General features: G+C 52.2%; 17 protein-coding genes. 6 read left to right on the top strand and 11 right to left on the bottom strand.

Going from position 1 to position 10,453, the window contains the following annotated elements; translation table 11 throughout:
• Positions 1–136: 136 nt before the first annotated feature.
• On the bottom strand, positions 137–511 hold the full coding sequence (locus POG22_RS03770; protein WP_498903724.1) for a hypothetical protein: 375 nt from the start codon (positions 509–511) through the stop codon (positions 137–139).
• 295 nt (positions 512–806) lie between these two features.
• Positions 807–2,642: a dihydroxy-acid dehydratase gene (gene ilvD / locus POG22_RS03765; protein ID WP_498903722.1), complete on the bottom strand. Its 1,836-nt coding sequence runs from the start codon at positions 2,640–2,642 to the stop codon at positions 807–809.
• A 329-nt stretch (positions 2,643–2,971) separates the two neighbouring features.
• Here ilvD and POG22_RS03760 point away from each other — a divergent pair, with 329 nt between their 5' ends.
• From POG22_RS03760 to rbfA, 3 genes are all read left to right on the top strand, one after another.
• Positions 2,972–4,711, top strand: a complete 1,740-nt coding sequence (locus POG22_RS03760; protein WP_498903720.1) for an ABC transporter ATP-binding protein — start codon at positions 2,972–2,974, stop codon at positions 4,709–4,711.
• A gap of 352 nt (positions 4,712–5,063) precedes the next feature.
• Entirely contained in the window at positions 5,064–5,279 is a 216-nt protein-coding gene (locus POG22_RS03755; RefSeq protein WP_063718699.1) for a DUF751 family protein, read from the top strand.
• Between the two features lie 52 nt (positions 5,280–5,331).
• Positions 5,332–5,733, top strand: a complete 402-nt coding sequence (rbfA, locus tag POG22_RS03750) for a 30S ribosome-binding factor RbfA (RefSeq protein WP_063718700.1) — start codon at positions 5,332–5,334, stop codon at positions 5,731–5,733.
• A 79-nt stretch (positions 5,734–5,812) separates the two neighbouring features.
• On the opposite strand, the gene POG22_RS03745 is transcribed toward rbfA, so the two are convergent.
• Complete coding sequence (locus POG22_RS03745) at positions 5,813–6,364, bottom strand: glycine-rich domain-containing protein (RefSeq protein ID WP_498903718.1); 552 nt, start codon at positions 6,362–6,364, stop codon at positions 5,813–5,815.
• Positions 6,365–7,009: 645 nt separating this feature from the next.
• On the opposite strand from POG22_RS03745, the gene POG22_RS03740 reads away from it, so the two are divergent.
• Complete coding sequence (locus POG22_RS03740; RefSeq protein WP_063717288.1) at positions 7,010–7,249, top strand: hypothetical protein; 240 nt, start codon at positions 7,010–7,012, stop codon at positions 7,247–7,249.
• Between the two features lie 6 nt (positions 7,250–7,255).
• The gene (locus tag POG22_RS03735) at positions 7,256–7,501 is read left to right on the top strand and encodes a hypothetical protein (RefSeq protein WP_498903717.1); all 246 of its coding nucleotides are present in this window, start codon (positions 7,256–7,258) and stop codon (positions 7,499–7,501) included.
• On the opposite strand, the gene POG22_RS03730 is transcribed toward POG22_RS03735, so the two are convergent.
• The 8 genes from POG22_RS03730 to POG22_RS03695 all read right to left on the bottom strand — a co-directional run bounded on the left by POG22_RS03730 (position 7,498) and on the right by POG22_RS03695 (position 10,053).
• Positions 7,498–7,659, bottom strand: coding sequence for a hypothetical protein (locus POG22_RS03730; protein ID WP_498903715.1), 162 nt, complete (start codon positions 7,657–7,659; stop codon positions 7,498–7,500). The genes POG22_RS03735 and POG22_RS03730 overlap by 4 nt on opposite strands.
• Positions 7,660–8,168: 509 nt before the next feature.
• Positions 8,169–8,522 (bottom strand): HNH endonuclease, encoded by a 354-nt coding sequence (locus tag POG22_RS03725; RefSeq protein ID WP_498903714.1) that lies wholly within the window; start codon positions 8,520–8,522, stop codon positions 8,169–8,171.
• A complete protein-coding gene (locus POG22_RS03720; protein WP_498903712.1) occupies positions 8,515–8,769 on the bottom strand; it encodes a hypothetical protein in 255 nt (84 codons plus the stop codon). Before POG22_RS03720 ends, POG22_RS03725 begins: the two co-directional genes overlap by 8 nt.
• Positions 8,770–8,828: 59 nt before the next feature.
• Entirely contained in the window at positions 8,829–8,957 is a 129-nt protein-coding gene (locus POG22_RS03715; RefSeq protein WP_498903711.1) for a hypothetical protein, read from the bottom strand.
• A complete protein-coding gene (locus tag POG22_RS03710; protein WP_498903709.1) occupies positions 8,941–9,201 on the bottom strand; it encodes a type II toxin-antitoxin system RelE family toxin in 261 nt (86 codons plus the stop codon). Before POG22_RS03710 ends, POG22_RS03715 begins: the two co-directional genes overlap by 17 nt.
• Positions 9,198–9,425, bottom strand: coding sequence for a hypothetical protein (locus POG22_RS03705; RefSeq protein ID WP_498903708.1), 228 nt, complete (start codon positions 9,423–9,425; stop codon positions 9,198–9,200). Before POG22_RS03705 ends, POG22_RS03710 begins: the two co-directional genes overlap by 4 nt.
• A 32-nt stretch (positions 9,426–9,457) precedes the next feature.
• The gene (gene vapC / locus POG22_RS03700; RefSeq protein WP_498903706.1) at positions 9,458–9,856 is read right to left on the bottom strand and encodes a type II toxin-antitoxin system VapC family toxin; all 399 of its coding nucleotides are present in this window, start codon (positions 9,854–9,856) and stop codon (positions 9,458–9,460) included.
• Positions 9,853–10,053, bottom strand: coding sequence for a type II toxin-antitoxin system VapB family antitoxin (locus POG22_RS03695; protein ID WP_498903703.1), 201 nt, complete (start codon positions 10,051–10,053; stop codon positions 9,853–9,855). The genes vapC and POG22_RS03695 overlap by 4 nt, the downstream gene beginning before the upstream one ends.
• Here POG22_RS03695 and POG22_RS03690 point away from each other — a divergent pair.
• Complete coding sequence (locus POG22_RS03690; protein ID WP_498903701.1) at positions 10,052–10,225, top strand: hypothetical protein; 174 nt, start codon at positions 10,052–10,054, stop codon at positions 10,223–10,225. The genes POG22_RS03695 and POG22_RS03690 overlap by 2 nt on opposite strands.
• The last annotated feature ends 228 nt before the right edge of the window (positions 10,226–10,453 follow it).

Raw genomic sequence — 10,453 nt, 5'->3', positions numbered from 1 at the left:
CGACCAACTCTTGGAGTTGTTATCGTCCTCGGGTTGTTCTCCACCCCTCTCGACGAACCCAAGATAAGGTTACTCCGGTTTCTCGTGGCCAGGTTTGAGGCTTTTTTCATTAAGCCTCACCTGTTGCGGTGACTAATTACATTTTATTTAAACTGAGATAAAGTCCGGTTAAATTTGTTAGATTCGCCAAAGGTTCGATATTTTCAATTTCATTTGAGATAAGATAAAGTTCGGTTAAATTTGTTAGACTTTCTAGAGGTTGTAAGTTGATAATTTCCTGACGCCAGATGCGGAGTACTGTTCGACTCATTAGTTCTGCTTCGGCTCGATCGCACTCAGTTGTTCCCGCTTCTTCCAGTAACACCTCAACCGTGTGTCTCGCCTCTGGCGTCAACTGTTCCTTGTTTTGACACCAATCAGAAAATCGATCGAACTCCCGAGCTAAAGCGACTTCACCACCTAGCATTATCGTGGAAACAAAAAAAAACGTAACCCCGATAATTTTTTTCAAGTCGATCGAGAACATCTTAAACCTCAAAACTCACAAAAAAATCGAACGGCTATTAAATTTTAGCCTTGCTTTCTTTAAGCTACCCCAAAATCAGGCATTTGTAAAAAAATGTACCGACCGGTTCTCTGTGTTTCTGTGGTTCCAAATCCCTAACACCAGACGTTCAGAACCCAAACCCTAAACTCGTTTTTCAACTCGATCGCAAGAATGGATTTCCCCAGAGCGCTCTGGGGAAATCCACCCGTTCAAATCATGAGTAGAAATTGTCAGTCGAGAAAAACCCCTACCCTATCCCTCACTCGAGGAAACTCTTATCTCGCACCGCACCTTTATCCGCACTGGTGGCAAACTTAGCATAAGCCTTGAGTGCCGTACTCACCTTACGGGGACGGACTTCAGCGGGTTTCCACCCGTTCGCATCCTGTTCGGCGCGACGGCGAGCCAACTCCTCATCATCGATTAAAACGTTAATGCGACGCTGGGGAATATCGATCGCGATCGCATCCCCATCTTTCAACAATCCGATCGCACCGCCAGAGGCCGCCTCGGGAGAAACATGACCGATCGACAGTCCCGACGTTCCCCCCGAAAAACGACCGTCCGTCAGCAACGCACAAACCTTACCCAAGCCTTTCGACTTCAAATAAGACGTCGGATACAACATCTCTTGCATCCCCGGGCCACCTTTGGGTCCTTCGTAACGAATGATAACCACATCGCCAGCTTGGACTTCATCGTTCAAAATGCCCTTCACGGCGCTATCCTGGGACTCAAAGATTTTCGCTTTCCCCTCAAACACCAAAATCGACTCGTCCACACCCGCCGTCTTCACGACGCAACCATCTTCGGCGATATTGCCGTAGAGTACCGCTAAACCGCCTTCTTGCGAGTATGCACTCTCGAAATTGCGGATACAGCCGTTGTCGCGATCGCTATCCAACGACGGCCAGCGCGTATCCTGGCTAAACGCCGTTTGCGTGGGAATTCCCGCCGGGCCAGCCTTATAAAACTCCACCACGTCAGGGGTGGGATTTCCCATAACGTCCCACTTCTCCAACGCATCTTTGAGCGTCGCACTGTGAACCGTCGGTAACTCACTATGCAACAACCCCGCGCGATCGAGTTCGCTGAGGATTCCCATAATCCCACCCGCGCGGTGAACGTCTTCAATATGGTATTTCTGAGTATTGGGGGCGACTTTACACAATTGCGGAATCGACCGAGAGCGGCGATCGATATCCTTGAGATCGAAATCCACCTCAGCTTCTTGAGCCGCCGCCAACAGGTGTAAAATCGTATTCGTCGAGCCACCCATGGCGATATCTAACGAGATTGCGTTCTCGAACGCCTCAACACTGGCGATCGCACGCGGTAACACCGACTCGTCCCCATCTTCGTAATAGCGCTTGGCATTTTTGACGATCAGATGAGCCGCATCGAGGAACAATTGCTTGCGATCGAAATGCGTCGCCAACGTCGTTCCGTTCCCCGGTAGCGACAATCCGATCGCTTCGGTCAAGCAGTTCATCGAATTGGCCGTAAACATACCCGAACAAGAGCCGCACGTCGGACAAGCACTGCGTTCGTACTCCGTCACCACCTCGTCCGAGGCGCTGTCATCGGCCGCAATCACCATCGCATCGACCAAATCCAACTTGTGTTCGGCCAACTTCGTCTTACCCGCTTCCATCGGGCCGCCAGACACGAACACCGTGGGGACGTTCAAGCGCAACGCCGCCATCAGCATCCCTGGAGTGATTTTATCGCAGTTGGAAATGCACACCAGCGCGTCCGCACAGTGAGCGTTGACCATATATTCGACCGAATCGGCGATAATTTCACGACTGGGTAAACTGTAGAGCATCCCATCGTGACCCATGGCAATGCCATCGTCTACCGCAATGGTATTGAATTCCTTCGCGACGCCGCCAGCTTTTTCGATTTCCCGCGCGACGAGCTGTCCGAGATCCTTCAAATGAACGTGACCCGGTACGAATTGCGTAAAAGAATTGGCAACGGCAATAATAGGCTTATGAAAATCTTCGTCCGTCATTCCCGTCGCACGCCACAGCGCGCGGGCCCCCGCCATATTGCGACCGGCGGTTGATGTTTTGGAGCGATATTCAGGCATAATTTTCCTCTCTCTGCCTTGAAAAATAGGTTTTATTGTAGCAAACGTCACTGTCAAAAGTTTAGCTTTAGAGTAGTTTAAAAAACTTAGAGTAAAGATTTAATTCGCTTAGCTTGTGGGAAATCTCGAGATGTAAAGAGGTCTCCTGTATCAGCCCTCTCTAGATCCCCAGCACCTCCAAGATGCCGGGGATCTCACACGAATCTCAGAAATCCCGAGATGTGAAGAGGTCTCCTGTATCAGCCGAACCGATATTTGCAAAAGGGTCGCGAATGCCGATCGCGCGGGAATTCACCGTAAAATCGAGGCGATGTTGTGACGAACCGCCCTTGAAATTTCGATCGCGCTACCGAGAACTTCTTCCCTACCTGCGTCCCCACCGAGGTACGATCGCCCAAGCCCTCGCCTGTACGCTAGGATTTACACTATTCTGGCCGGTTCTTGGATGGCTCGCCGGACGCATCGCCAACCACATCGGTGAGGGAAACGTCCGGGCGATCGCGCAACTGGTGGGGTGGAGTGCAGTTATCTTTATCGTGCGCGGTGCGGTACAGTACGGACAAGACGCACTGATGGCCCAAGCCGCCCTCGCCACAGCCTTGGACTTGCGGAAACAAACCTACACGCACCTGCAACGCCTCAGCCTCGACTACTTCGCCACCGCCAAAACCGGCGATTTGTCCTACCGCCTCACTGAAGATATCGATCGCATCGGCGAAGTCATCAACAAAATCTTTCACCAATTCGTCCCCAGCGTCTTACAGCTAATCGTCGTGCTGGGCTATATGATTTGGTTAAACTGGCAATTGACCCTCGCCACCCTTGTCATTGCACCAATTATGGCGGGTTTAATCGGTTGGTTTGGAAACCGACTGTTGCAAGTGTCTCGTCGCAGTCAGGCGCAAGTCTCGAACCTCGCCTCGCTTCTCACCGAACTTTTCGCCGGAATGCGGTTAGTGCAGGGATTCGCCGCCGAAGACTACGCCATCGATCGCTTTTCCCAAGAAGCCGAACGCAACCGAAACACCAAATACACCGCCGAACGCGTCAAAGCCTTGCAGTTCGTGGTGGTGGGATTCCTCGAAGCGATGAGCGTTTTACTGCTATTTTTCCTCGGCGGTTGGCAGATTTCGAGGGGAAACCTCACCGGCGCGGAATTCGTGAGTTATATTGCGGGGGTGGCGATGCTCATCGACCCGATTTCCCTGGTCACGAGCAACTATAACGAGTTCAAACAAGCCGAAGCGTCTGTCGATCGCGTCTTTGAACTCCAAGACATTCAACCGTCCGTCGTCGAATCTCCCGAGGCGATCGCACTTCCTCCCATCACCGGAAAAGTTGAATTCTGCAACGTTTCTTTCACCTACGCCACCGAAGCCACGCGATCGCCGAATTGGGTATTACAAGACTTAAACTTACTCGTTTCTCCTGGCGAAACCATCGCCTTAGTGGGATCTTCCGGGGCGGGAAAATCAACCCTCGTCAATCTCATCCCGCGATTTTACGAACTTCAACAGGGAAAAATCCTGATTGACGGCCTGAACGTCCGCGATGTCACGTTAAAAAGTTTGCGGCGACAAATCGGCATCGTTCCCCAGGATACCGTATTGTTTGCGGGGACGGTGGCGCAAAACATCGCCTTCGGACGAGTGGCGTTCGAGTTAGAAGCGGTTATCGACGCAGCGAAAGTGGCCAACGCCCACGACTTTATCAGCCAACTGCCCGACGGATACTATACGATGTTGGGAGAACGGGGAATTAACCTCTCAGGCGGTCAGCGTCAGCGGTTGGCGATCGCTCGGGCGGTGTTGTCAGACCCGCAGATTTTGATTTTAGACGAAGCGACATCGGCGTTAGATTCCGAATCGGAAGCTTTGGTACAGGAAGCCTTAGAACGTATCGCGCGCGATCGCACCGTGTTTGTCATCGCCCACCGTTTGGCGACCGTGCGTCGGGTCGATCGTATCCTGGTGATGGAACGGGGAAACATCGTCGAATCGGGAACCCACCAAGAACTGTTGAATCGCGGGGAACGCTACGCCCGATTTTACGCCCAACAATTCGATTGAGATGTTGAAGGAATGAAGGGATAGGGAGTGGTAGGGTGCTGTGACGCGGAAAACAGCCTGTCGCCGAAGTTCAATCAATTCTGTCCCCGCGTCACGCACCGCCCTACCGAAAAATGAGGAGATGATGTGATGATGTGATACGGAATCCGAATCTCAAATATTGGTTTTGACCAACCCGACCAATCCCTCTCTGTGTCCTCTGTGTCTCTGTGGTGAAGATTTCTTGAAACCTAGCTTATCGGGAACGGATTCCGTATGAGGAGGGGGCGAACAATTCATCGCTCCTCGAAAGCGCGATCGCCAATTCTCAATTAAAATGCAAGATCGGTGAGCTAATTTACTTCCGCCAACCATGACCCGCAGTAACGATAACTTCTGGGAAAACGTTTCCCGCTATCCACGCTATCTGATTACCTTTATCCTGGGAACGTTTTACGCGATCTATACGTGGCTGAAACCCCTAGCGAAAAAACCCGTGATGCTTGTCGCGATCGCTGGGTTCCTCATCTCGGGGCTGTTGTTTACCATTTTGACCCTCAGAGCCATGTTGGGATTGTCTGCGGTTTAGACTGGTAGTGGCGAGACAGCTCGCCCGTAGCATCTTTCATAGGGCGATTATCATGGCTACTAACCGTCGTGTGTCCCGCGTCGCTTCGCTGATCAAACGCGAAGTCAGTCAAATGCTAATGCACGGAATTAAAGACGATCGTGTTGGCGCGGGAATGGTCAGTATCACAGACGTAGATGTCTCTGGCGACCTGCAACACGCTAAAATTTTCGTCAGCATTTACGGTACGGAGGACGCCCGCGCCGAAACGATGGCTGGTTTGGAATCAGCTACGAATTACGTGCGCCGAGAATTGGGATCTCGCGTGCGTCTGCGTCGGACTCCCGAAGTTCAATTTCTCGAAGATCGCTCTCTCGAACGCGGCGATCGCACCATCGATCTCATTAACCGCTTGAGTCGCGAACGAGAAGCCCACGAGTTGGATTTCGATTCGACTTCCGAGGAAACCGTTTGATTTGCGGTTGATGGATTTTTGAGTTAAACCCTCTGAACCCCGCTATCTTCGAGATATCGGGGTTCTCGCGTTAAGGGAACTATCCACCGCAACCGCCGCCACAACCGCCACCGCTGCAACCGCCACTATCACTTCCCGAAGAATCTCCTCCTCCACTATTCCATCCACCACCACAACCACCACAACCGACTCCTCCGCCTCCATAACCCAGACCAAAACGGGGAGCGTTGGGATGTTGGAGATAGTCGATGAGTCCGATGATGACGCTGCTGATTCCCACTGAGGCTAAGACGAGAACCAGGGCTAGTGGAATTCCTTCGCTAAGAGTTAGATTTTCGATCGCACCCTGTCCGTAATACTTTCCGACAATGGTGAGACAAATAGCAAAAATTAGAAATATTGAGAGTTTAAAAATGAAAGCTTTGGACAAAATCCAGTTTTGTTGAAGGTTCACCCACTGACACTGAGTATCTCGTCCGAAGCGAATCTCGGCGGACGGCCAAATGTCTTTTGGGGGACTTTCTCCGAAAAACTGTTTATAGCTGTCTAAGGTTTTTTGATACCCGTCGCCGAGCTTCTCGCTTTCGGTTTTTCCGCCACGGGTGGGTTCGTGGTGTAGCGGCATTTCCAAGACGCGATCGCATCAAACTCAAACGAGCGATCGCAGAAAAATTGAAAACCTGTATCGATCGACCGGGTTTCGAGTGAAACGAATTATGCTAGGTTCTCTAAACCCTCGATCGTGGGTACATCTCACTTTTGTAAAAATATGAGTCTGGGGTCGGTTGGACTTCGGCAACGCTGCCGTCCATAGGTGGAGCGATCGCTTCACCCAATAACAGCTCAATTCACTGTAGAGACTCCGATCTGATAAATTTACATTTTTGAGATGCACCCTGATAGTCTCTGTTTCCTCTGTTCTGGATCTTGATTGGCAAAATTATTTTGAACGCGCAAAGCTTATCTTAGATTATACGGGTTTTGACGAACACGCAGCTAGAGACGTTTCTGACGTGTTACACGCTCTTCCAAAAGCTTTAGAAAAAGTAAAAAAGGAAAACGCAGGTCTTCTTGCTCTTACATCCTGGGGGTGTCCTTGAGTAACTTTAGACTATCTTCTTCCTAAGAAATGTAACTATTCAGGGGTTAGTATTAGTGCGATCGATCGCGGTTCGATGTTGCGTTGGTGGTAGCTTGGGGGCGATCGGACGGATTTTTGGAGCGCGGCGATCGCTATCATGGGGCGTTAGTGTGTACGTGGCATCGCAGATAAAATATGGGAAATGATTTTGAGTTGCTCGGCGACCTGAGCGATATCGAAGTCATTGCCGTGAACCTATCGATTCGCGAGTTGCGGCGACTCAAAGAACAGTTTGGCGGTCGTCGCTGGCGCAAGTTGAAGGGTTTGGGTTTGGTGCGTTTTCCCAATGGGGATGTTTACCAGGCTGAATTGCACTGGTACGAGGCTCATGGCATTGGTCGCCGAAAAATGAAGGTTAAAACTATTTTGGATTGAGGTCTGATGCAGGTAACGAATTCTCCCCAACAATTTGCAATCTGTCTGAGTGCCGAGCCGGATAGCGATCTCGATCCTTGGAAGGTTTATCGAATTTTGCCGGATGCTAAGGCTGAGAGCGTGGGGTGTTTGCGGGTGATTGATGAGTCGGGTGAGGATTATCTCTATCCGCGCGATCGCTTTGAGATACTCGATCTGCCCGCTGCAACTCAGGCGAAGTTGCTCGCGATCGCGGCGGAGTCTATGGGTTAGCGCGATCGATCGCGGTTCGAGGTCGTGTTGGTGGTGGTTTGGGGGCGATCGGACGGATTTTGGGTTGTGCGGCGATCGCCCTCGGTGGGGCGGTAGGGTGTGTTTTGTCTGCGATCGGCTTTCGATTTTCGCGACACTTGAAGACGGCTAAAACGCACTGTTGCTATGTCAGCTCAACGCACGGGATAGCGTCCCTCTTGTTGTAAAAGTTGGCGCTCTAGGCGTCGATCGCTCGTATTGAAACCCAAGATTTTTGCGGTGACCGAAAATTAGGGGTTTCAAGCCCCGCCCTTCCAGGGCGGCATTTCAAATGCTAAACTGAGTTCAGTCCGGTGCAAGGGTGAATTCGTCGGTAGCCCAACCCGATTTCGGGATTCATACGACGTAAAGCGACATCGGTGCAGAGGTGCGAGAGACCTCTTTAAAAACGCAGGCGCTCAAAAGAGTCGCGAGGCCAGAAAAGTCAAGCATTTGCTCAAATGCTTTCCCACGTACCGTGGGGCGCACGGAAACGTTAAAAAAAGCCTGGGGAGATTAGCCCTCTGGGGTCTTCAGCCATTGTCTCAAAACAATCCAGTCGGAGAGTTGAAGGATGGTGGGTTCGAGTCAGCGAGTTGGCTTGGCGGAGATTTAAAGGTGGATCGACGAACCAGGAATCCCCCTGCCTTCAGGCGGGGGAGAACGTCAATCTTCCAATAGCGGTCTGAGCCACGATCGCGTCACCTTCAAGGCGAAAGTGTTCGTCCCAGTTATCCCGACGTGGATCGAAGAAGCGAATCAGTTGGTCTCGATCGCCGTCGATGGAGCCGATATCGCTACCTTTCGCACGATTGCAGGGTGCGCAAGCATAAGCGAGATTATCGATGTCGTTCGTGCCGCCGTGTTTGAGGCTGATGACGTGGTCGATCTGACAGCCCCAGAAGGTGTCGGCTTCGGCAATGCGGCAATATTCACAGCGATCGCGGGCGCGTTCAGCAACTTGCTCTCGAACTCCGTCGGGGATGGGAGCGCGTTTAGCCACGGCTTGCGGCGAGGTGTTGGCGAGCGCGGATTTTGGCGAGGCGCATGATGTGTTCGAGTTGGAGGTACAAGTCCAGCTCGGTACGTTCGTCGGCGGCGATTTCGTTGTCTTTTTCGCGTTCGATCAGTTGGGCGACTCGTTGTTTTGCGGTGTCGGAGGGTTGGAAGTTGGCAACGCGATCGGGGGTGGTACCGAGGGCGATGAAGTTGACGATCTCTTCGTAGAGGGGTGGTGTGGAGCCTGTCATGGGGTCTGCGATCGGAGGTGACTAGTTTCAGTCTAGCGTTGGTGGATTGTCTTTTTGGGTTAGCGCGATCGATCGCGGTTCGAGGTCGCGTTGGTGATGGTTTGGGGGCGATCGAGGGGTCTGCCGGATTTTGGGTTGTGCGGCGATCGCCCTCGGTGGACGATGGGGCGATTAGCCGTATACGTCACGGCGATGGCCGACACGATCGACGGTAATCATCCGAACGGTGCGATCGACTTCGTAGATGACGCGATAGTCACCGACGCGAAGTTTGTAGAAGCCTGTGAGATTAGCGGATAGCGGAAGGGGCTGCACGTTCTCGAAGTTGGCGGCGAGCCAATCGATTTTGGTGACGATGCGTTTGCGTTGGGGTTTGGGGATTTTCTTCAGGTCGCCGATCGCCTGCGGATCGTACTCAACACTGTAGGTCATTCGTCGTCAAGGTCGAGGGCTTGCAGGGCTTCGGCAGCGTTGAAGGTTTTGGTTTGGCCGGTTTGTCTGCGTTCTCGTTGTTGCAGGAGACTTTGGCGGAGTTGGGGGAGGATGGCGTCGGGGTCATCGTCAAGGCGATCGTCGATGATTTCTTCGACGGTTTCGCGGATGCAGGTTTTGATGAGTTGACGGAATTCGTCGATGGTGAGGTCTTTGATTTGCATGGCGTTGGTGGTGGTTGGGGTGCGATCGCTGGCTAAGGCTGTTCGAGTTGGATCGGCAGGTACTTCTGGAAATACTCGAAGTCTCGATCGACGGTCAAAATTGTTGCGGACAGGCGAACGGCGACGGAACAAATCAGAAAGTCGATATTCGATCCCTGAATTCCTTGGCTACGGCAGAGGTTGAAGTATTCAGCAGCTTGTTCGTAGTCTTGGGCGGTGATGCGGGCGTCGGGGAAGGCACGCAGCCGATCTCGCAGTTTCTCGAACTGTGCCCGATCGCGGATGCCGGACAAAATTTCTTGTCGGATCGCACCGAGCATCACGATTTCGTCGGTTTCGATGAGGCGGCTGAGGGTTTGCGCGATCGGGGTGGGGTTTTTCTGGCGGCGGAGTACGAGCGACCAAATGCAAGTATCGACGATGGTACTCATGACCGCTGGCGTTGGGCTTTGTAGTCGAAGGTTTCGTCGTAGTCGATCGTGCCGAAGAGTTCGACGATCTGCAGGCGCTGACGACGCTCGATGTATTCGCGCAGGGCGGTTTCGATGACGTGCGAGGGGTCGCTGGTTTCGCTGAGCTGGGTGGCTCGATTGAGGAGATCGTTGTCTACGTCTATCGACTGGTGCATGGGTGGTTGCGGGGTTGGGGTTGGAGGGTTGAGCGCCGTGCGAGGTGGCGTTGGTGGTGGTTTGGGGGCGATCGAGGGTTCTGCCAGATTTATTTGGAGTGCAGCGATCGCCTTCGGTGGGGCGGTAGGGTATTTCGGGCTGCGATCGACTTTTGATTTTCACAATATTTGAACACAGTAGAAAAGCATCCTAGTAATACTCTATTTTTCTTCCTTCACGTTTGGTGGTTTCTTTTTATAAAATAAGGCAATAGATGTAACTAGTGCAGCGTCAAAACTTAATTTTAGGGTAGACCGAGGCCAGCTTGCAGCGTGCGTCCTCTACCTTCATCTGCCAGTCAACCCCGCGCTGGGAATGGTTAATGTCGCTCGACCAAGCAGCGGTTTCCGCTCGTAACTG

The organism is Geitlerinema sp. CS-897 (assembly GCF_028368005.1).
GTDB classification, from domain to species: Bacteria; Cyanobacteriota; Cyanobacteriia; order Cyanobacteriales; family Geitlerinemataceae; genus Baaleninema; species Baaleninema simplex.
Note: the sequence above shows the minus strand (reverse complement) of the source record. Positions and strands in the feature narration are given on the sequence as shown.

What these genes read in the sequence shown, in the direction of transcription:
- POG22_RS03705 (WP_498903708.1), bottom strand. Translation starts at nt 9,425, where the DNA reads ATGCAAATCAAAGACCTCACCATCGACGAATTCCGTCAACTCATCAAA.
- POG22_RS03690 (WP_498903701.1), top strand. Translation starts at nt 10,052, where the DNA reads ATGGGTGGTTGCGGGGTTGGGGTTGGAGGGTTGAGCGCCGTGCGAGGT.
- vapC (WP_498903706.1), bottom strand. Translation starts at nt 9,856, where the DNA reads ATGAGTACCATCGTCGATACTTGCATTTGGTCGCTCGTACTCCGCCGC.
- POG22_RS03740 (WP_063717288.1), top strand. Translation starts at nt 7,010, where the DNA reads ATGGGAAATGATTTTGAGTTGCTCGGCGACCTGAGCGATATCGAAGTC.
- POG22_RS03710 (WP_498903709.1), bottom strand. Translation starts at nt 9,201, where the DNA reads ATGACCTACAGTGTTGAGTACGATCCGCAGGCGATCGGCGACCTGAAG.
- POG22_RS03755 (WP_063718699.1), top strand. Translation starts at nt 5,064, where the DNA reads ATGACCCGCAGTAACGATAACTTCTGGGAAAACGTTTCCCGCTATCCA.
- rbfA (WP_063718700.1), top strand. Translation starts at nt 5,332, where the DNA reads ATGGCTACTAACCGTCGTGTGTCCCGCGTCGCTTCGCTGATCAAACGC.
- POG22_RS03720 (WP_498903712.1), bottom strand. Translation starts at nt 8,769, where the DNA reads ATGACAGGCTCCACACCACCCCTCTACGAAGAGATCGTCAACTTCATC.
- POG22_RS03695 (WP_498903703.1), bottom strand. Translation starts at nt 10,053, where the DNA reads ATGCACCAGTCGATAGACGTAGACAACGATCTCCTCAATCGAGCCACC.
- ilvD (WP_498903722.1), bottom strand. Translation starts at nt 2,642, where the DNA reads ATGCCTGAATATCGCTCCAAAACATCAACCGCCGGTCGCAATATGGCG.
- POG22_RS03735 (WP_498903717.1), top strand. Translation starts at nt 7,256, where the DNA reads ATGCAGGTAACGAATTCTCCCCAACAATTTGCAATCTGTCTGAGTGCC.